Here is an 18,747-nt window from a genome sequence, read left to right as displayed (position 1 = left end):
TTCTGCTGTATGAACTTGCAGCGCCTCGCCAACCCCTGTTAGCCTTCTTTGCATAGTCATGCGGAGGTGGGTATGGGTATCCGGGTAGCGGTCGCCGGGGCCAGCGGGTACGCCGGCGGCGAACTGCTTCGCCTGCTCGCCGGGCACCCCGAACTCGACCTCGTCGCGGCCACCGCCCACACTCAGGCCGGCCAACCCGTCGCCGCCGTGCACCCGCAGCTCGTCGGGCTGGACCTGGTGCTCGGCGCGACCGACCCGGCCACCCTGGCCGACGCGGACCTGGTCTTCCTGGCCCTGCCGCACGGCGAGTCGGCGGCCCTCGCCGCCGCCCTCCCCGCCACGGTCAAGGTGATCGACCTCGGTGCCGACCACCGGCTGCGCGACGCGGCGGCCTGGGCCCGCTACTACGGCGGCCCGCACACCGGCGCCTGGACCTACGGGCTGCCCGAACTGCCCGGTCAGCGGGCCGAGATCGCTGCCGCGACCCGGGTCGCCAGCACCGGCTGCTACGCGGTCGCCACCACCCTCGCCCTCGCCCCGCTGATCGCCGCCGGCGCGGTCCACCCCACCGACGTGGTGGTGGTCGCCGCCTCCGGCACCTCCGGCGCCGGCCGGGCCGCGAAGGCCCACCTGCTGGGCAGCGAGGTGATGGGCGACCTGTCGCCCTACAAGGTCGGCGCCCACCAGCACGTGCCCGAGATCAAGCAGGCCACCGGGGCGACCAGCGTCTCCTTCACCCCGGTGCTCGCTCCCATGCCCCGGGGCATCCTCGCCACGGTCACCGCCGTGCCGACCGGCGACGCCGACCCGCGCGAGGTGCTGGGCCGGGCGTACGCGGACGCGCCCTTCGTGCACCTGCTGCCCGAGGGGGCGTGGCCGCACACCGCCGCCACCGCCGGCTCGAACTCCTGCCACCTCCAGGCCACGGTCGACGTCGACTCGGGCCGGGTGATCGTGGTCAGCGCCATCGACAACTTGGGCAAGGGCGCGGCCGGCCAGGCCGTGCAGAACGCCAACCTGATGCTCGGCCTCCCCGAGACCACCGGACTGTCCGCCTTTGGAGTGGCTCCGTGACCGTCACCACCCCCCGAGGCTTCCGCGCCGCCGGTGTCGCCGCCGGCCTCAAGGCCAGCGGCGCCAGCGACGTCGCCCTCGTCGTCAACGACGGGCCCGACGCCGGGGTCGCCGCCGTCTTCACCGCCAACCGGGTCAAGGCCGCGCCGGTGCTCTGGACCCAGAAGGTCGTGCGGGGCGGCGTGGTCCGCGCCGTGGTGCTCAACTCCGGCGGGGCCAACGCCTGCACCGGCCCGGCCGGCTTCCAGGACACCCACGCCACCGCCGAGCACACCGCCGCCGCGCTCACCGCGAGCAGCCCCCGGCTGATGCTCGGCGCGGGCGAGGTCGCGGTCTGCTCCACCGGCCTTATCGGCGAGCGGCTCCCCATGTCCGCCCTGCTCTCCGGCGTACGCGGTGCCGTGCGCGGGCTGTCGCGCGACGGCGGCCGGCAGGCCGCCGAGGCGATCATGACCACCGACACCCGTCCCAAGACCACCGTGGCCCGGGGCAGTGGCTGGACCGTCGGCGGCATGGCCAAGGGCGCCGGCATGCTCGCCCCCGCTATGGCCACCATGCTCTGCGTGCTCACCACCGACGCGGTGGCCGGACCGGGGACCCTCGACGCCGCGCTGCGGGCCGCCACCCGGGTCACCTTCGACCGGGTCGACTCCGACGGCTGCATGTCCACCAACGACACCGTGCTGCTGCTGGCCAGCGGCGCGTCCGGCATCGAGCCCAGCGAGGCCGAGCTGACCGCCGCGGTCACCGCAGCCTGCCACGACCTGGCCCAGCAGCTCATCGCCGACGCGGAGGGCGCCACCAAGCAGATCGCCATCGAGGTGGTCGGCGCCGCCGGCGAGGAGGACGCGGTCGAGGTCGGCCGGTCGGTGGCCCGGAACAACCTGGTCAAGACCGCGCTGTTCGGCAACGACCCGAACTGGGGTCGGATCCTCGCCGCGGTCGGCACCACCGCCGCCGCGTTCGAGCCGGACGGCGTGGACGTCGCGGTCAACGGGGTGTGGGTGTGCCGGGACGGGGCCGCCGCCGAGGACCGGTCCAAGGTCGACCTCGCCGGGCGGGACGTCACCATCCGGATCGACCTGCACGCCGGGGACACGGCGGCGACCATCTGGACCAACGACCTGTCGCACGCGTACGTGCACGAGAACTCGGCGTACTCCTCATGAGCCTCACCGCCGACCTCACCCGGGCCCAGGCCAAGGCCGAGACGCTGATCGAGGCGCTGCCCTGGCTGGCCCGCTTCTCCGGCGCCACCGTCGTGGTCAAGTACGGCGGCAACGCGATGGTCGACCCCGAGTTGCAGCGGGCCTTCGCCGCCGACATGGTCTTCCTCCGGTACGCCGGCCTCAAGCCGGTCGTCGTGCACGGCGGTGGGCCGCAGATCTCCGCCATGCTGAGGCGGCTCGGCATCGCCAGCGAGTTCAAGGGCGGCCTGCGGGTCACCACCCCCGAGGCGATGGACGTCGTGCGAATGGTCCTCGTGGGGCAGGTCGGCCGGGAACTGGTCGGGCTGATCAACGCGTACGGGCCGTTCGCCGTCGGGCTCTCCGGCGAGGACGCCGGGCTGTTCACCGCCGTGCGCCGCCCGGCGTACGTGGACGGGGAGCCGGTCGACGTCGGCCAGGTCGGCGACGTGGAGTCGGTGGACGTCTCGGCGGTGGCCGACCTGATCGCGGCCGGCCGGATCCCGGTGATCTCCACGGTCGCGCCGGACGTCGACGGGGTGCTGCACAACCTCAACGCCGACACCGCCGCCGCCGCGCTCGCGGTCGCTCTCGACGCGCGCAAGTTGGTCGTGCTCACCGACGTCCCCGGCCTGTACGCGGACTGGCCCGACACGTCCAGCCTGGTCAGTGAGATCAGCACCGACGACCTGGCGAAACTGCTGCCGTCCCTGGAGTCGGGGATGGTCCCGAAGATGGAGGCCTGCCTGCGGGCGGTACGCGGGGGAGTGCCCGCCGCGCACGTCGTCGACGGCCGGGTCGCCCACTCCACGCTGCTCGAGGTGTTCACCTCGGAAGGGTTCGGCACGATGGTGGTCGCGTCATGAGCACGCTGGTCGAACGCTGGGGCCAGGCCCTGATGAACAACTACGGCACCCCGCCGCTGGCGCTCGTCTCCGGCTCCGGCGCCGTCGTGGTCGACGAGGCCGGCCGGGAGTACGTCGACCTGCTCGGCGGCATCGCCGTCAACGCCCTCGGCCACGCCCACCCGGCCGTGGTGGCCGCCGTGTCCCGGCAGGTCGCCACCCTCGGGCACGTGTCCAACCTGTTCGTCGCCGAGCCGCCGGTCGCCCTGGCCGAACTGCTGCTGGCCCTGGCCGGCCGCCCCGGGCGGGTGTTCTTCGCCAACTCCGGCGCGGAGGCGAACGAGGCCGCGTTCAAGCTCTCCCGGCTCACCGGGCGTACCCACGTGGTCGCCGCCCGGGGCGGCTTCCACGGCCGGACCATGGGCGCCCTGGCGCTCACCGGCCAGCCGGCCAAGGCCGACCCGTTCCGCCCGCTCCCCGGCGACGTCACCCACGTCCCGTACGGCGACGCCGCCGCCCTGGAAGCGGCCGTCACCGACGCCACCGCCATGGTGATCATCGAGCCGATCCAGGGCGAGAACGGCGTCGTCGTGCCGCCCGCCGGCTACCTGACCGAGGCTCGGCGGATCACCGCCGCGCACGGCGCGCTGCTGGTGCTCGACGAGGTGCAGACCGGCGTCGGTCGTACCGGGCACTGGTTCGCGCACCAGGCCGAGGGCGTCGAGCCGGACCTGGTGACCCTGGCCAAGGGGCTCGGCGGCGGCCTGCCCATCGGCGCCTGCCTGGCCTTCGGCCGGGCCGCCGACCTGCTCGACCCCGGCTCACACGGCACCACCTTCGGCGGTAACCCGGTCAGCTGCGCGGCCGCCCTCGCCGTGGTCGCCACCATCGCCAACGAGGGACTGCTCGACCACGTGAAGCGGGTCGGCGAGCGGCTGCGGGGCGGGATCGAGGCGCTCGGCCACCCCCTCGTCACCGAGGTCCGCGGCGCCGGCCTGCTGCTCGGCGTCGTGCTCGCCGAGCCGGTCTCCGGCGCGGTGACCACCGCGCTGCGCGACGCCGGTTTCCTGGTCAACCCGGTGCAGCCCGGCGTGGTCCGGCTCGCCCCGCCGCTGATCCTCACCGCCGAACAGGCCGACGCCTTCCTCGCGGCCCTCCCCGCCGCCCTCGACACCGCCGCGCCCGCCCCGGATCTTGGAAGGAAGCGGCCCCTCCAGGGGCCGAAATCCTCCAAGATCTCGACCGGCCCGGCGCCGAGCCCGACCACGACGGAGGTCTCCGCATGATCCGGCACTTCCTGCGCGACGACGACCTGTCGCCCGCCGAGCAGACGGCCGTGCTCGACCTCGCCGCCCGGATGAAGGCCGACCGGTTCGCGCTGCGGCCCCTCGCCGGGCCGAAGTCGGTGGCGGTGCTCTTCGACAAGCAGAGCCTGCGGACCCGGATCTCCTTCGACGTCGGCATCGCCGAGCTGGGCGGGCACCCGCTCGTGGTGGACACCCAGGTCACCCACTTCGGGCGGGGCGAGACCCTGGCCGACGCCGGTCGGGTGCTCTCCCGCTACGTGGCGGCGATCGTGCTGCGCACCCACGGCGACGACCGGATCGCCGAGGTCGCCGCGCACGCCACCGTGCCGGTGATCAACGCACTCACCGACGCCTACCACCCGTGCCAGCTCCTCGCGGACCTGCTCACCGTCCGGGAACGGTTCGGCGTGACCGCCGGGCGCACCCTGGCGTACGTCGGGGACGCGGCGAACAACATGGCGCACTCGTACCTGCTGGCCGGGGCGACCGCAGGGATGCACGTCCGGGTCGCCGGGCCGGTCGGCTTCCAGCCCGACCCCGAGGTGGTCGCCCGGGCCGAGAAGATCGCCGCCGGCACCGGCGGGTCGGTCCGCGCGCTCACCGACCCGGTCGACGCGGTCCGTGGCGCGGACGTGATCGCCACCGACACCTGGACCTCGATGGGCCAGGAGAGCGACGGGCTCGACCGGCTCACCCCGTTCCTGCCCTACCAGGTCAACGACGCGCTGCTCGGCCACGCCGCGGCGGACGTCATCGTGCTGCACTGCCTGCCCGCCCACCGGGGCGAGGAGATCACCGACGAGGTGCTCGACGGGCCGCACAGCGCGGTGTTCGACGAGGCGGAGAATCGCCTGCACGCCCAGAAGGCGCTGCTGACCTTTCTCCTGGAGGCATCCACATGACCGCCCCGCTGACCCGCGCCGCCCGGCACGGCCGCATCGTCGAGCTGATCCGCGACAAGGCGATCCACTCGCAGACCGAGCTGGCCGACCTGCTCGCCGGCGACGGCATCCAGGTCACTCAGGCCACCCTCTCCCGGGACCTGAAGGAACTGGGGGCGGTCACCGCCCGCGGCGGCGACGGGCGCGCCGTCTACCTGATCCCCGAGGACGGCCACCGGCCGTTGCGCGAGGCCGAGACGGCCCCGGCCCGGCTCGTCCGGCTGCTGCGTGAACTGCTCAACGGGGTCGACGCCAGCGGCAACATCGCCGTACTGCGCACCCCGCCGGGCGCAGCCCACTACCTGGCCAGCGCGTTGGATCGAGCGGGCCTGCCCGAGGTCGTCGGCACCATCGCCGGCGACGACACCATCCTCGTCGTGGCCCGCGAGGCCGTCGGCGGCGCCGCGTTGGGCGACAAGCTCGCCGCGTGGGCCCGCCGGGAAGAAACCGTTGAAGGGGGCAGCACACCATGAGCGAGCGGGTCGTCCTGGCGTACTCCGGGGGTCTCGACACCTCCGTCGCCATTCCGTACCTGGCCGAGCAGACCGGCGCCGAGGTGATCGCGGTAGCGGTCGACGTCGGCCAGGGCGGCGAGGACATGAACGTCATCCGGCAGCGCGCGCTGGACTGCGGCGCGGTCGAATCGGAGGTGGTCGACGCGCGCGACGAGTTCGCCGCCGAGTACTGCCTGCCGGCGATCCGTGCCAACGCCCTCTACATGGACCGGTACCCGCTGGTCTCGGCGTTGTCCCGGCCGCTGATCGTCAAGCACCTGGTCGCCGCGGCGACGAAGCACGGCGGCACGATCGTGTCGCACGGCTGCACCGGCAAGGGCAACGACCAGGTCCGCTTCGAGGTCGGCCTGGGCGCGCTCGCGCCCGACCTGAAGATCATCGCACCGGCCCGGGACTTCGCCTGGACCCGGGACAAGGCGATCGCCTTCGCCGAGGAGAAGGGGCTGCCGATCGACGTGTCGGCCAAGTCGCCGTACTCCATCGACCAGAACCTGTGGGGCCGCGCGGTCGAGACCGGCTTCCTGGAGGACATCTGGAACGGCCCGATCGAGGACCTGTACTCCTACACTGCCGACCCGGCGCAGGAGCGGGACGCCGACGAGGTGGTCATCACCTTCGACGGGGGCGTGCCGGTCGCCATCGACGGCGAGACGGTCACCCCGTACCAGGCGATCCTGGAACTCAACCGGCGCGCCGGCGCCCAGGGCGTCGGCCGGCTCGACATGGTCGAGGACCGCCTCGTGGGCATCAAGAGCCGTGAGGTCTACGAGGCCCCCGGGGCGATCGCCCTGATCACCGCCCACCAGGAGCTGGAGAACGTCACGGTCGAACGAGACCTGGCCCGGTTCAAGCGCGGCGTCGACCAGCGCTGGGGCGAGCTGGTCTACGACGGCCTGTGGTTCTCGCCGTTGAAGCAGGCGCTCGACGCGTTCATCGACGACGCCCAGCGGCACGTCACCGGCGAGGTGCGGCTCACCCTGCACGGCGGGCGGGCCATCGTCACCGGCCGGCGCTCCGAGTCCAGCCTCTACGACTTCGGCATGGCCACCTACGACACCGGCGACACCTTCGACCAGTCCCTGGCCAAGGGGTTCGTGCAGCTGTGGGGCCTGCCTAGCAGGATGGCCGCCGCGCGGGACGCCCGGCTCGGCGGCGCCTGACCGTGAGCGCGACCGCGAGGAGTGAACGAGCGCGGCGAGTGAGCCCCGCAGTCGGGAGCGAAAGGTGAACGCTGCAATGATGGGTGGGGTGGACGACAAGAGCCTGACCGAGAACAGCGCCCCCGCCAACCGGACGAGCCTCTGGGGAGGCCGGTTCGCCGGCGGACCGTCCGAGGCGCTCGCACGGCTGTCGGTGAGCGTCCAGTTCGACTGGCGTCTCGCCCCGTACGACATCGCCGGGTCCCGGGCGCACGCCCGGGTCCTGGCCGGCGCCGGTCTGCTCGACCCCGAGGAACTGGGGAAGATGCTGGCCGCGCTGGACGACCTGGAGGCCGCCTGCGCCTCCGGGGCGTTCCGGCCGACCGTCGACGACGAGGACGTGCACACCGCGTTGGAGCGCGGCCTGCTGGAGCGGCTCGGTGGCCTCGGCGGCAAGCTGCGCGCCGGCCGGTCCCGCAACGACCAGGTCGCCACCGACCTGCGGCTCTATCTGCGTGACCACGCCCGCGGGGTGGCCGCCCGCCTGGTCGAGCTGGCCGAGGCCCTGGTCGAGCAGGCCGAGCGGCACATCGACACCGCCGCCCCCGGCATGACCCACCTCCAGCACGCCCAGCCGGTCACCTTCGGCCACTGGCTGCTCGCCCACGTGCAGCCGCTGCTGCGCGACCTGGAGCGGCTGCGCGACTGGGACCATCGGACCGCGATCAGCCCGCTCGGGGCGGGCGCGCTGGCCGGCTCCGGGCTGCCGCTGAACCCGGTGGCGGTCGCCAAGGAGCTGGGCTTCCGCACGTCCTTCGCCAACTCGATGGACGCCGTCGCCGACCGGGACTTCGTCGCCGAGTTCCTCTTCGTCACCGCGATGATCGGCGTGCACCTGTCCCGCCTCGGCGAGGAGGTGGTGCTCTGGACGTCGCACGAGTTCGGCTGGGTCGAGCTGGACGACGCCTTCGCCACCGGCTCGTCGATCATGCCGCAGAAGAAGAACGCGGACGTCGCGGAGCTGGCCCGGGGCAAGTCCGGGCGGCTCGTCGGCGGGCTGATGAGCGTGCTCACCATGCTCAAGGGCCTGCCGATGACCTACGACCGGGACATGCAGGAGGACAAGGAGCCGGCCTTCGACGCGGTCGACACCCTGGAACTGCTGCTGCCGGCCCTCGCCGGGATGATCTCCACGATGACGGTACGCGTCGACCGCCTGGTGTCCGCCGCGCCGGTCGGCTTCTCGCTCGCCACCGAGGTGGCCGACTGGCTGGTCCGCCGGGGCGTGCCGTTCCGCGACGCGCACGAGATCACCGGCCGGCTGGTGGCGCTCTGCGTGGCCCGCGACTGCGCCCTCGACGAGGTCTCCGACGCCGACCTCACCACGGTCAGCCCGCACCTGGACCCGTCGGTGCGGGACGTGCTCTCGGTCCGCTCCGCCCTGGCGGCCCGGACCACCCCCGGCTCGACCGGCCCCGGGCCGGTGGCCGACCAACTCGCCGCCGCCGCGGACAAGCTGGCCGGCTGGCGGGACTGGGCCGCCGAGCGGGTCGTACCCCGCTGAACCCGGGACGGAGCAGAAGGCCCTCAGCGTGCCGCTGAGGGCCTTCGTGCCGCGTCGCGGTCGCGGGCCATGGTGGCCTCGCGCTGGGCCCGGATCTTCTTGTTGCGGACGGTGATCAGGATGGCCTGGGAGTACAGGAAGATGCCGATCAGGATGCTGACGCCGGCGACCGGTAGCCCCCACTCGCGCGGCAGGTACATCGCCAGGAACCAGGACTTCACGTCGACGCCGGTGAGGACGAACACGAGCGGCAGCAGGCCCTGAGGGAACAGCAGGATCGAGCCGCCGGGCAGGCAGAGGCCGAGGATCGCCGAGTCCCGCTTGGACAGCTCGATCCTGGTGCCGCCCGACGCCGCTGCCCGGCCCGCAGCCGTGTTCCGGCCGGTATGCATGAGGTGCAGCATCTCCGCGCCCTTGGCGGTGAGCCGCCTACTCGCCACCGAGCCCAGCCACCAGGCGAGCGCGACACCGGTCGCCAGGCTGATCGGTCCGCCGGCCCACCGCAGCACGGGCAGGTCGAACTGGTCGCCGAGGAGTACGGCGGTGAGCGCCGGGGCGGCCGGGATCAGGCCGGCCCAGAACAGCACCTGGGACTGTCCGGTGGTGTCGGCGCGTTCGAGCGGGTTGTCCGGGCGCTTGTGCGCGTCGGGACCGGGCACCATCGCGGCCACCGAGGCGTAGATGATCATGCCGGCACCGCCGCCGAGCAGCGCCGGCAGGGTGGCGGCGATCCACGGCCAGGCCCAGGTGTAGCCGCTCCAGATGTTGAAGCCGATGCTGAGGGCGATCGAGATCGGGCCGAACACGGCCAGGTAGGCCCACTGCCTGCCGCGTACGTCCGCATGTTGGGCGCCGGTCGTGATGGTCTGCCAGAGGGCGGTGCCGTCCTGGCTGTACAGGTTGCCGGCGGAGGTGATGGCGAACAGGGCGACGGCTGGGCCGGCCCACGGCAGCAGCACCTTCTCGCCGAAGGTGAGTGGCAGCAGCGCGGTGAGCAGCGCCCAGGCGATCGGCACGGTGGCCGTGGTGGTCCGCAGCGGGTCGCGCCACCAGGTGCGCAGCTCCTTGCGGAAGACCGCGCCGGTCGGGCCGGCGAACAGGCCGCCGGTCGGCACGGGGGCGTGGCCGATGCCGCGGATGGTGACCCGTGAGCGGCGTGGCGTGCCGAGGGTGGCCGCCCAGATCAGCAGGAGCAGGCCGATGAGTACGGCCAGGCCGGCGAGCGCGCCGAGGACCAGCGGCCAGTCGCCGTGGCCGGCGGCGTCGACGGCGACCAGGCCCCAGCTCGACGGGATCCAGCGCAGCGTGGTGGAGAACGTGGACGAGAAGCCGGTGGAGAGCACGTCCGAGTAGATGATCGCCACGATGATCATCCAGCCGGACTGGGCGAGGACGATCATGGCGGCGAAGAGCACGCCGGTGATCGCGGCGCCGATCCGGGAGGTGGCGACAAAACCGAGGAGGGCGTACGCGACGCGCGACAGCAGCACCACGAACACGAGTTCCCCGGCAGCGGCCGGGACGGCGATCAGGGCCGCCACCACGCCCAGGTGCGCCGCGTACGTGATCAGGCTGAGGAAGGCCAGGGCCGTGACCGCCGTGGTGATGCCGACGAAGGCGGCGCCGAGCAGCCCGACCGCGAGTTTGCGGCGCGGCACCGAAAGCAGCGCGAAGTGGTCGGCGCGCAGCACGGCCGAACCGCCCCACAGCGGGCCGATCACCCAGCCCAGCAGCCACATCGCCCAGACGCAGGCGAGCAGATCGCCCAGCAGACCCGGCCTGGCGATGTCGACGAACGTCAGCCAGATCGTGGCGGTGGCGAACAGCAGCCCGAAGATGCCGCCGGTGACCATCCAGGCGGCCTTGCCGCCGGTCATGGAGTTCCGGATGATCGCCAGCTTCATCCGGATCAGGACGCCAGCCACGACAGCCCCCTGCCGGCGAGCTCGTCGCCACCGACCAGCCGGACGAACGTCTGCTCCAGCGTCTGCTCGCCGCGGACCTCGGCCAGCGGCCCGGCCGCGACGACCCGGCCCCTGGTCATGATCGCGACCGTGTCGCAGAGCTGCTCGACCAGCGGCATGACGTGGCTGGACAGCACCACCGAGCGGCCCGACTCGACGAACCGTACGAGGATCGCCTTGAGCGCGGCCGTGGACACCGGGTCGACCGCCTCGAACGGCTCGTCCAGCACCAGCAGTCGCGGCCCGTGCAGCAGCGCGGTGGCCAGGCCGATCTTCTTGCGCATGCCGGTCGAGTAGTCGACCACGAGGGTGGTCTCGGCGTCGTTGAGCTCCATCACGTCGAGCAGCTCCTGGGTGCGCTCGGCGAGCACGGCCGGCTCGATCCCGCGCAGCTGCCCGATGAACGTGAGCAGCTCTCGGCCGGTGAGCCGTTCGGGCATCGCCAGCCCGTCGGGCAGGACACCCATCAGCGCCCGCGCCTGGACCGGGTCGTCCCAGACGTCCACGCCGAACACCTCCGAGCGGCCCTCGTCGGGACGCAGCAGGCCGACCGCCATGGACAGCGCGGTGGTCTTGCCGGCGCCGTTCGGGCCGACCAGGCCGAAGAACGATCCCTGCGGCACGGCCAGGTCGACGTGGTTGACTGCGATGTTCGCGCCGAACGCCTTGTGCAGGCCGGTCAGCCGCAGTGCCGGCACCCGGCCGTCCGCTCCGGACCGTTTCGTCACGACGTCCTGCGTGGTCGCTTTCATGGAACCCCCCGGGGAACGGCTGTTCGATACGGCCGGCGTCAGTCTTCCCGAGACGCCGTGCCAACGAAACAGCCGCTACGCCGGATGGCCACCGCTTCCCCGAGTGTTCAGGCTGTCGGACGCTCCCGTTTCGGCAGCTTCGCCACCACCGCGTCGTACGACCCGTCGAGCGCCTCACGCAGTTCCTCGTCGGGGATGTCGCCGTCGAGCCGCAGCGTGTTCCATCCCGACCGCCCGATGTAGGGGGAGGGGCGGGCGTCGTCGGGAAACCGGTGCAGCCACTCGTCGGCGACCTCCCGGGACGGGCCGCACTTCAGGCCCACCCGCGCCTCGCCCTCCGGCGAGCCGAGGAAGGCAAAGATCCTGCTGCCCACTTTGACGACCTCGTCGCCCTCCCACGGCTGATCCAGCCAGGCACCCGGCTTCGCCAAGCAGTATGCCCGCATCTCGTCGCGCGTCATCGCGTTCCTCCGCTGCCGTCCGTCTGGGCAGTCTCGCCGGGCACTGTGACAGTTCCGCCGGTCAGTCGGCGGTGCCGGTGCGGACGGTGAGCCGCTCGTAGCGCTGCCGGGCCGCCTGGGCGCTGCCCAGGCCGAGCCCGAAGGCGATCGCCTGCCAGGTCAGCCCCCGGGCGCGGGCCACCTGCAACAGCCCCGCCTCGAGTACGTCGACCTCCGCCCGCACGTGCGGGATCAGGGTCAGCGCGGCCATCAGGTCGGCCTGGTCGACCGGCTCCTCGCCCTCCTCCAGCTCCGCACCGCCGGCCAGGGCCATCACCAGGGTGGCCGCCTCGTACGCGTCCGGCACGTCGGGGTGTGCGTACCGCCGACGGCGGGCATTGGTGCCGGCGTGCCGCTCGGCGATGCGCAGCAGCGCGGCGTAGTTGCGATGGGCCCGGGCCTGGGCAGCGTCCGGAGCGGTGAACGGGTCGTTGTCCATGGTGACCATGCCGTCCATCAAAGCCGCTTGAACAGCTCTTTGTCAACGGACTATTGAAACCATTCTGTGCCAGTTCCGGCTGTCGCCGGATAGGGTTTCCGGGTGACCAGCACCGACCTCGCCACCCTCGCGGACCTGCTCGCCGGGCCGGTGGTGCCCGCCGCCCGCGGGCTGCTCGGCTGCCTGCTCACCGCCGGCGAGGTCACCGTCCGGATCACCGAGGTCGAGGCGTACGCGGGCACCGCCGGGGACCCGGCTTCGCACGCGCACCGGGGGCGCACGCCACGCAACGCGGTGATGTTCGGGCCGTCCGGCCACGCCTACGTCTACTTCACGTACGGCATGCACTGGTGCGTCAATGTGGTGACCGGCCCGGAAGGGGAAGCGTCGGCGGTGCTGCTGCGCGCCGGCGAGGTGGTCGACGGCCTCGACCTCGCCCGGGCGCGCCGGCTCGCCGTACGCCGGGACGTGGACCTGGCACGCGGGCCCGCCCGGCTCTGCGCGGCGCTCGGCATCGACCGCGCGGTCTACGGCGCCGACCTGCTGGGCGACGGCCCGGTACGGCTACGGCCCGCCGTGGCGCCGGTGCCGGCGATCGCGGCCGGCCCCCGAGTCGGGGTGACCGGGGCGCTCGACGTGCCCTGGCGGTTCTGGATCGACGGTGACCCGACGGTGAGCGCCTATCGCCGCCATGTTCCGCGGCGGCGGCGCACCTGACACTTCACCGGTAATCGGGAGCGCCGCCCGCGGCCGGTCGGTCTGCCGTCTGTGAGCGGAGCCACCCGAGCGGGTGTCGCCGGTGATGGCCGTTCCGTCGACCCGGAATAGTTGACTCGTCAAGTATGTTGTGCGGTGCGATCCGGGCCGCACCGACCCGGGCGTCACGCGAGGAGCTGGATCATGCAGTTCGGAGTCTTCACCGTCGGCGACGTCACGGTCGACCCGACCAACGGGCGGATGCCGTCCGAGCATGAGCGGATCAAGGCCATGGTGGCCATCGCGCTCAAGGCCGAGGAAGTCGGCCTCGACGTCTTCGCCACCGGCGAGCACCACAACCCGCCGTTCGTGCCGTCCTCGCCGACCACCATGCTCGGCCACATCGCCGCGCGCACCGAGCGGCTGCTGCTCTCCACCTCGACCACGCTGATCACCACCAACGACCCGGTGAAGATCGCCGAGGACTACGCGATGCTGCAACACCTGGCCGACGGCCGGGTGGACCTGATGATGGGACGCGGCAACACCGGCCCGGTCTACCCCTGGTTCGGGCAGGACATCCGCAACGGCATCCCCCTGGCCATCGAGAACTACGACCTGCTGCGCCGGCTGTGGCGCGAGGACGTGGTCGACTGGAAGGGGCGCTTCCGCACCCCGCTGCAGTCGTTCACCTCGACCCCGCGCCCGCTCGACGGCGTGCCGCCGTTCGTCTGGCACGGCTCGATCCGCAGCCCTGAGATCGCCGAGCAGGCCGCGTACTACGGGGACGGCTTCTTCGCCAACCACATCTTCTGGCCCAAGGAGCACACCCAGCGGATGGTCGGCCTCTACCGGCAGCGCTTCGAGCACTACGGCCACGGCTCCGCCGACCAGGCCGTCGTCGGCCTCGGCGGGCAGGTCTTCATGCGCAAGAACTCCCAGGACGCGGTCCGCGAGTTCCGGCCGTACTTCGACAACGCCCCGGTCTACGGGCACGGGCCGTCGCTGGAGGAGTTCACCCGGGAGACCCCGCTGACCGTGGGCAGCCCGCAGCAGGTCATCGACCGGACGCTCGGCTTCCGCGAGTACGTCGGCGACTACCAGCGTCAGCTCTTCCTGGTCGACCACGCCGGGCTGCCGCTCAAGACCGTCCTGGAACAGCTCGACCTGCTCGGCGAGGAGGTCGTCCCGGTGCTCCGCAAGGAGTTCGACTCGCTGCGACCGCCGCACGTGCCCGAGGCGCCCACACACGCCAGCCTGAAGGCGGCCCGAGACGCCGTGAGCGGCGCGGAGGATGGCCGATGACCCGGCGCACCCTGGCCGTGGTCTCGGCCGGCCTCGGCCAGCCCTCCTCGACCCGGCTGCTCGCCGACCAGCTCGCCGCGGCCGCCCGCGACGAGCTGGTCCGGCGCGGCGCCGAGGTGGAGATCCGGCCGATCGAGCTGCGCGAGCACGCCCACGACGTGGTGAACCACCTGCTCACCGGCTTCCCGCCGGCCGCCCTGCGGGAAGCGCTGGACACGGTGGCGAGCGCGGACGGGCTGGTCGCGGTCACCCCGATTTTCAACGCGTCGTACAACGGGCTGTTCAAATCGTTCTTCGACGTGGTGGACAAGGACGCCCTCGCCGACCGGCCGGTGCTGGTCGGGGCCACCGGCGGCACCGCCCGCCACTCGCTGGCTCTGGAACACGCGGTCCGACCGATGTTCACGTACCTGCGGGCGGTGGTGGTGCCGACGGCGGTCTTCGCGGCGCCCGAGGACTGGTCCGGGCAGGGCGCCGAGAACGCCCTGCGCGCCCGGATCCGGCGGGCCGGCAGCGAGTTGGCCGAGCAGGTGGACCGCCGCCCGGCCGCGGCCGGACCGGCCGACCCGTTCGCCCTCACCACCAGCTTCGAAGACCTGCTCGCCGGCCGCGACCCGGCCTGAGCGGTACGCCTAACCGGCGTCCGCGGCGGGCTGAGTGCGGTGGCGGACGACCAGCTCATCCACCTCCAGCCGGCCGATGCGCAGTTCCCGGATGACCGCCCGCCGGATCGCCAGCCGGCCGATGGCGAGCGCGCCCACCGCCACGGCGCCCAGGGCCGCCGCGCCGAGCGCCAAGTGCCCGGCGGCCGTAGCGCCCAGTGCCCGCGCGCCGGTTGCCTGCGCTCCGGCCGCCGAGGCGGCGATGAGGCGTACGCGGTGCGCCGGGCCGCAGTGGCCGTGGTGGGGACGGTGGTGATGGTGGTGATGGTGGGGACGAGCGGGGCGGCGGTGCATCATGGTCATGCTCCGATCGTCGGGGGTCCCCCGGTCCGCCGGGCCGGTGCGGGCACCGTGTCCACCGCCCGGGTGACCCCGCTGGGGTCCCCCGAGGCCGGCCGGAGGGCGTATCCTCCCCGGGTGACCAGTGAGGTGCGGCTCCGCCCGGTACGCGACGAGGACCTGCCCGCGTTCTTCCGCCACGAGCAGGATCCGCAGGCCAACTGGATGGCCGCGTTCGGCCCGAAGGACCCGTCCGATCGGGCCGCCTTCGACGCCCACTGGGCGCGTATCCGCGCCGACGAGCGGATCGTCCCCCGGACCGTGACGGTCGACGGCGAGGTGGTCGGGCGGGTGGCTGCCTTCCCGGTGGGGGAGCACACCGAGGTCAGCTACTGGATCGATCCGCGCCGCTGGGGTCGCGGCCACGCCACGGCCGCGCTGGCCGAGCTCCTGCGCGAGCTGCCGCAGCGTCCGGTGCAGGCCCGCGCCGCAAAGGACAACGCCGCCTCGCTCGCCGTGCTCCGTAAGTGCGGCTTCGTCGTGATCGGCGAGGATTCCGGGTACGCCGAGGGCCGTGGCACCGAGGTCGAGGAGTACGTGCTGGAGCTGTCCGAATCGGCGGCTGACCAGCGCAGGCAGTAGTCTCGCCGGGTGAACTGGCTGGAACTCGTCGGCTGGGCCGGCTCCGCGCTGCTGGTCTGGTCGCTGCTGCAGACGCGCATCCTGCGGCTGCGTGCCCTCAACCTGGTCGGCTGCCTCATCTTGATCGGCTACAACGCCGCCGTGCACGTGTGGCCCATGGTCGGGCTGAACGTGGTGCTCGCCGTGATCAACGTCTGGTATCTGCGCACGCTGCTGGCCACCCGGCACGACGAGCAGACGTACCAGGTGGTCGAGGTGCGCACCGACGACGCGTTCCTGGCCCACACGCTGCGGGTGCACGAGGCCGACATCGCCCGGTTCAACCCGGACTTCCGCTGGGAGCCGGCTGCCGCCGACTGTTCGGCGTTCCTGGTGGTCCGCGCCGACGAGGTGGTTGGCGTGGTGGTGTCGCACGCCGAGGCTGACGGGGTGGCCCAGATCGACCTGGACTACGTCACCCCGTCGTTCCGCGACTTCACCCCGGGCGAGTTCGTCTACCGGCGCAGCCGCCTCTTCACCGACCGTGGCTTCCGCCGAGTGGTCAGTCCGCCGGGCATGGTCGCCCCCTATTACCACCGGCTCGGCTTCCAGCGGGAGGGCGACGCGTACGTCCTCGACCTGCCCGTCTCTCCGGCCCACGCCAGGGGATAGCCGGGCGCGGATCCGACGCGCCCCCTCGGTCAGGCGGACGTCAGGTTCTGCAACCGCACCTGACCGCGCGCCACCAGCCGGTCGCGCTCGTCGGTGATCTCCACCGCCCAGAGCTGCTGGCTGCGGCCCCGGTGGATCGGGGTGCCGACCGCGGTCAGGTCGCCGTCCCGCACCGCGCGCAGGAAGTCGGTCTGGTTGGACACGCCGACAACCTGGCCCCGGTCGCCCAGCCAGAGGGCGCCGCCGATGCTGGCCGCCGTCTCCACCACCGAGCAGTAGACCCCGCCGTGCTGGATCCCGTACGGCTGGTGCAACTCCGGGCGGACCCGCCAGCGGATCACCACCCGGTCCCCGCTGACCTCGTCGAGCTTGAGGCCCAGCAGGGCCACCAAGCCCACCGTCAGGTCCGGCATCTCCACAGCAACCCCTCCTCGCCTGCGCTGGCGCGGCCAGCGTAGTCGTCCCTGGCGGGCAAACCCGCTACGGACCGGGGCCGGTGATGGGGGAGAATCGGTGACCGTGACCGACAGCAACCTCCCGCACGGGCGGGACTCCCTGACCGAAGACCTGCGGTGGCGGGGCCTGATCCAGGACTCGACCGGCCTTGACGAGCTGCGCGAGCTGTTCGACGGCGGGACGACCACCTTCTATGTGGGCTTCGATCCGACCGCCCCGAGTCTGCACGTCGGCAACCTCATGCAGGTCGTGATGGCCCGCCGGCTCCAGCTCGCCGGGCACCGGCCGCTGCTGCTGGTCGGTGGCGCCACCGGCCAGATCGGCGACCCGAAGGAGAGCGCGGAGCGGACGTTGAACCCGCCCGAGGTCATCGCCGGCTGGGTCCAGCGGATCCGCGACCAGCTCGCGCCGTTCGTCTCGTACACCGGGGAGAACGCGGCCCAACTGGTCAACAACCTGGACTGGACCGGCGAGATGTCGGTGGTGGAGTTCCTCCGGGACGTCGGCAAGCACTTCCCGGTGAACAAGATGCTCGCGCGTGAGGTGGTCAAGGCCCGCCTGGAGACCGGGATCAGCTACACCGAGTTCAGCTACCAGCTCCTGCAGGCCAACGACTTCTTCGAGCTGCACCGCCGGCACGGCTGCCAGCTCCAGTACGGCGGCTCCGACCAGTGGGGCAACATCACCGCCGGGGTCGACTACATCCGACGGCGCGGCGCCGGCCCGGTGCAGGCCTTCACCACGCCGCTGGTCACCAAGTCCGACGGCACCAAGTTCGGCAAGAGCGAGACCGGCGCGGTCTGGCTCGACCCGGAGATGACCAGCCCGTACGCCTTCTACCAGTTCTGGGTCAACGCCGATGACCGCGACGTGAGCCGCTACCTGCGCTACTTCAGCTTCCGGTCGCGGGAGGAGCTGGAGGAGCTGGAGAAGGCGACGGCGGAACGCCCGCAGGCGCGGCTCGCCCAGCGGGCGCTCGCCGAGGAGCTGACCGCGCTGGTGCACGGCGAGCGGGAGATGGCACAGGCGGTCGCGGCCAGCCAGGCGCTCTTCGGGCGGGGTTCGCTCGACGAGCTCACGCCGGAGACCCTGCGGGCGGCGCTTACCGAGGCCGGCCTGGTCCACCTCGACGAGCTGCCGGACGTCGCCGGCCTGCTCAAGGAGTCGGGCCTGGTGCCGAGCATGAAGGAGGCGCGGCGAGTGATCGCCGAGGGCGGCGCCTACGTCAACAACAACCGCATCACGGAGGTGGACGCCACAGTCTCCCCGGAGGACCTGCTGCACGGGCGGTATCTGGTGCTGCGCCGCGGCAAGCGTTCCTTTGCTGGGGTTGAGCTGCGCAAATAGTCGTACCTCGACAATGTGACGCGGGACGCGCCCAGCGGATTTGACGATCAAACCGCTGGGCGCGTAACTTTCTCTCTGCCAGCGCGGAACGGACGAAACAGGGCGAAAGACCTGGAAGGCCGGAGCGCAAGACCTGGAACGGGCAGTGCCCCGGATCCGCCGCGAGGCGGATTTGGCGAGGCGGAACTGACCGGGTATGGTTACCGGCCGGCAGGGAAACGGGCGAGCGAGCGGGAGACCGCAGCGGCCGTCCTGCCGAAATCCACGGAGCGGACGACGTGAGTCGGTCGGATCGTGGTGCCCGGCAAATGGGTGGAAGCATGTCAAACCGCGAGACACCGGTTTGACACGGCAGAAACCACCGGGTAACGTAGTAAGAGTGCCCGCCGCGAGAGCGGCGGGGGCGGTTGAACGAGATGCCCCGGATGGGGGTCCTGCGGTGCGGGGCTTTCGGATGGTGTGTGGTTGTTCTTTGAGAACTC

Annotated in this window: 20 protein-coding genes; 14 read left to right on the top strand and 6 right to left on the bottom strand. The window is 72.4% G+C overall.

All coding sequences use genetic code 11. The annotated features are described in order from the left end of the window. Positions 1–72 precede the first annotated feature (72 nt). The 8 genes from argC (at position 73) to argH (ending at position 8,572) form a co-directional block, all read left to right on the top strand. The gene (argC, locus tag AB0C02_RS18985) at positions 73–1,074 is read left to right on the top strand and encodes an N-acetyl-gamma-glutamyl-phosphate reductase (protein WP_357549649.1); all 1,002 of its coding nucleotides are present in this window, start codon (positions 73–75) and stop codon (positions 1,072–1,074) included. Beyond that, positions 1,071–2,243 carry a bifunctional glutamate N-acetyltransferase/amino-acid acetyltransferase ArgJ gene (gene argJ, locus AB0C02_RS18980; protein WP_357549646.1) on the top strand — a complete coding sequence of 391 codons (1,173 nt, stop codon included), beginning with the start codon at positions 1,071–1,073 and terminating at the stop codon, positions 2,241–2,243. Before argC ends, argJ begins: the two co-directional genes overlap by 4 nt. Then, positions 2,240–3,127 carry an acetylglutamate kinase gene (argB, locus tag AB0C02_RS18975; protein ID WP_357549644.1) on the top strand — a complete coding sequence of 296 codons (888 nt, stop codon included), beginning with the start codon at positions 2,240–2,242 and terminating at the stop codon, positions 3,125–3,127. Before argJ ends, argB begins: the two co-directional genes overlap by 4 nt. Next, positions 3,124–4,392 carry an acetylornithine transaminase gene (locus AB0C02_RS18970; protein ID WP_357549640.1) on the top strand — a complete coding sequence of 423 codons (1,269 nt, stop codon included), beginning with the start codon at positions 3,124–3,126 and terminating at the stop codon, positions 4,390–4,392. Before argB ends, AB0C02_RS18970 begins: the two co-directional genes overlap by 4 nt. Further along, positions 4,389–5,315: an ornithine carbamoyltransferase gene (gene argF / locus AB0C02_RS18965; protein ID WP_357549638.1), complete on the top strand. Its 927-nt coding sequence runs from the start codon at positions 4,389–4,391 to the stop codon at positions 5,313–5,315. Before AB0C02_RS18970 ends, argF begins: the two co-directional genes overlap by 4 nt. Beyond that, positions 5,312–5,827 carry an arginine repressor gene (locus AB0C02_RS18960; RefSeq protein WP_357549635.1) on the top strand — a complete coding sequence of 172 codons (516 nt, stop codon included), beginning with the start codon at positions 5,312–5,314 and terminating at the stop codon, positions 5,825–5,827. The genes argF and AB0C02_RS18960 overlap by 4 nt, the downstream gene beginning before the upstream one ends. Then, positions 5,824–7,029 (top strand): argininosuccinate synthase, encoded by a 1,206-nt coding sequence (locus AB0C02_RS18955; protein WP_357549631.1) that lies wholly within the window; start codon positions 5,824–5,826, stop codon positions 7,027–7,029. Before AB0C02_RS18960 ends, AB0C02_RS18955 begins: the two co-directional genes overlap by 4 nt. Before the next feature lie 79 nt (positions 7,030–7,108). Further along, the gene (argH, locus tag AB0C02_RS18950; RefSeq protein ID WP_357549755.1) at positions 7,109–8,572 is read left to right on the top strand and encodes an argininosuccinate lyase; all 1,464 of its coding nucleotides are present in this window, start codon (positions 7,109–7,111) and stop codon (positions 8,570–8,572) included. Positions 8,573–8,595: 23 nt separating this feature from the next. Here argH and AB0C02_RS18945 read toward each other — a convergent pair whose 3' ends face one another. The 4 genes from AB0C02_RS18945 to AB0C02_RS18930 form a co-directional block, all read right to left on the bottom strand. After that, a complete protein-coding gene (locus tag AB0C02_RS18945; protein WP_357549629.1) occupies positions 8,596–10,497 on the bottom strand; it encodes a hypothetical protein in 1,902 nt (633 codons plus the stop codon). Next, positions 10,482–11,264, bottom strand: coding sequence for an ABC transporter ATP-binding protein (locus AB0C02_RS18940; protein WP_357549627.1), 783 nt, complete (start codon positions 11,262–11,264; stop codon positions 10,482–10,484). Before AB0C02_RS18940 ends, AB0C02_RS18945 begins: the two co-directional genes overlap by 16 nt. Before the next feature lie 131 nt (positions 11,265–11,395). Continuing rightward, positions 11,396–11,749, bottom strand: coding sequence for an MmcQ/YjbR family DNA-binding protein (locus AB0C02_RS18935; RefSeq protein WP_357549625.1), 354 nt, complete (start codon positions 11,747–11,749; stop codon positions 11,396–11,398). Positions 11,750–11,810: 61 nt separating this feature from the next. Then, on the bottom strand, positions 11,811–12,245 hold the full coding sequence (locus AB0C02_RS18930) for a DNA-binding protein (RefSeq protein WP_357549621.1): 435 nt from the start codon (positions 12,243–12,245) through the stop codon (positions 11,811–11,813). 84 nt (positions 12,246–12,329) lie between these two features. On the opposite strand from AB0C02_RS18930, the gene AB0C02_RS18925 reads away from it, so the two are divergent. From AB0C02_RS18925 to AB0C02_RS18915, 3 genes are all read left to right on the top strand, one after another. Next, the gene (locus tag AB0C02_RS18925) at positions 12,330–12,944 is read left to right on the top strand and encodes a DNA-3-methyladenine glycosylase (RefSeq protein ID WP_357549619.1); all 615 of its coding nucleotides are present in this window, start codon (positions 12,330–12,332) and stop codon (positions 12,942–12,944) included. Positions 12,945–13,127: 183 nt separating this feature from the next. Next, positions 13,128–14,228 carry an LLM class flavin-dependent oxidoreductase gene (locus AB0C02_RS18920; protein WP_357549616.1) on the top strand — a complete coding sequence of 367 codons (1,101 nt, stop codon included), beginning with the start codon at positions 13,128–13,130 and terminating at the stop codon, positions 14,226–14,228. Continuing rightward, positions 14,225–14,851, top strand: coding sequence for an FMN reductase (locus AB0C02_RS18915; RefSeq protein ID WP_357549613.1), 627 nt, complete (start codon positions 14,225–14,227; stop codon positions 14,849–14,851). Before AB0C02_RS18920 ends, AB0C02_RS18915 begins: the two co-directional genes overlap by 4 nt. A gap of 9 nt (positions 14,852–14,860) precedes the next feature. On the opposite strand, the gene AB0C02_RS18910 is transcribed toward AB0C02_RS18915, so the two are convergent. Further along, positions 14,861–15,193, bottom strand: a complete 333-nt coding sequence (locus tag AB0C02_RS18910; protein WP_357549610.1) for a hypothetical protein — start codon at positions 15,191–15,193, stop codon at positions 14,861–14,863. A 114-nt stretch (positions 15,194–15,307) separates the two neighbouring features. Here AB0C02_RS18910 and AB0C02_RS18905 point away from each other — a divergent pair, with 114 nt between their 5' ends. Both AB0C02_RS18905 and AB0C02_RS18900 read left to right on the top strand, forming a co-directional pair. After that, positions 15,308–15,811, top strand: coding sequence for a GNAT family N-acetyltransferase (locus tag AB0C02_RS18905; RefSeq protein WP_357549608.1), 504 nt, complete (start codon positions 15,308–15,310; stop codon positions 15,809–15,811). A 9-nt stretch (positions 15,812–15,820) separates the two neighbouring features. After that, positions 15,821–16,462 (top strand): hypothetical protein, encoded by a 642-nt coding sequence (locus AB0C02_RS18900; RefSeq protein WP_357549605.1) that lies wholly within the window; start codon positions 15,821–15,823, stop codon positions 16,460–16,462. A 29-nt stretch (positions 16,463–16,491) separates the two neighbouring features. Here the strand turns inward: AB0C02_RS18900 and AB0C02_RS18895 are convergent, their stop codons facing one another. Then, positions 16,492–16,875, bottom strand: coding sequence for a PaaI family thioesterase (locus AB0C02_RS18895; protein ID WP_357549754.1), 384 nt, complete (start codon positions 16,873–16,875; stop codon positions 16,492–16,494). Between the two features lie 106 nt (positions 16,876–16,981). On the opposite strand from AB0C02_RS18895, the gene tyrS reads away from it, so the two are divergent. Then, positions 16,982–18,265: a tyrosine--tRNA ligase gene (tyrS, locus tag AB0C02_RS18890; RefSeq protein ID WP_357549753.1), complete on the top strand. Its 1,284-nt coding sequence runs from the start codon at positions 16,982–16,984 to the stop codon at positions 18,263–18,265. The last annotated feature ends 482 nt before the right edge of the window (positions 18,266–18,747 follow it).

Source organism: Micromonospora sp. NPDC048999 (assembly GCF_040649295.1).
GTDB lineage: Bacteria > Actinomycetota > Actinomycetes > Mycobacteriales > Micromonosporaceae > Micromonospora.
Note: the sequence above shows the minus strand (reverse complement) of the source record. Positions and strands in the feature narration are given on the sequence as shown.

Bases quoted from the DNA above. Each gene is read 5' to 3' on its own strand.
- argC (WP_357549649.1), top strand. From the start codon at position 73: ATGGGTATCCGGGTAGCGGTCGCCGGGGCCAGCGGGTACGCCGGCGGC.
- argB (WP_357549644.1), top strand. From the start codon at position 2,240: ATGAGCCTCACCGCCGACCTCACCCGGGCCCAGGCCAAGGCCGAGACG.
- AB0C02_RS18970 (WP_357549640.1), top strand. From the start codon at position 3,124: ATGAGCACGCTGGTCGAACGCTGGGGCCAGGCCCTGATGAACAACTAC.
- argF (WP_357549638.1), top strand. From the start codon at position 4,389: ATGATCCGGCACTTCCTGCGCGACGACGACCTGTCGCCCGCCGAGCAG.
- AB0C02_RS18960 (WP_357549635.1), top strand. From the start codon at position 5,312: ATGACCGCCCCGCTGACCCGCGCCGCCCGGCACGGCCGCATCGTCGAG.
- AB0C02_RS18955 (WP_357549631.1), top strand. From the start codon at position 5,824: ATGAGCGAGCGGGTCGTCCTGGCGTACTCCGGGGGTCTCGACACCTCC.
- argH (WP_357549755.1), top strand. From the start codon at position 7,109: ATGGGTGGGGTGGACGACAAGAGCCTGACCGAGAACAGCGCCCCCGCC.
- AB0C02_RS18935 (WP_357549625.1), bottom strand. From the start codon at position 11,749: ATGACGCGCGACGAGATGCGGGCATACTGCTTGGCGAAGCCGGGTGCC.
- AB0C02_RS18930 (WP_357549621.1), bottom strand. From the start codon at position 12,245: ATGGACGGCATGGTCACCATGGACAACGACCCGTTCACCGCTCCGGAC.
- AB0C02_RS18920 (WP_357549616.1), top strand. From the start codon at position 13,128: ATGCAGTTCGGAGTCTTCACCGTCGGCGACGTCACGGTCGACCCGACC.
- AB0C02_RS18915 (WP_357549613.1), top strand. From the start codon at position 14,225: ATGACCCGGCGCACCCTGGCCGTGGTCTCGGCCGGCCTCGGCCAGCCC.
- AB0C02_RS18910 (WP_357549610.1), bottom strand. From the start codon at position 15,193: ATGACCATGATGCACCGCCGCCCCGCTCGTCCCCACCATCACCACCAT.
- AB0C02_RS18895 (WP_357549754.1), bottom strand. From the start codon at position 16,875: ATGCCGGACCTGACGGTGGGCTTGGTGGCCCTGCTGGGCCTCAAGCTC.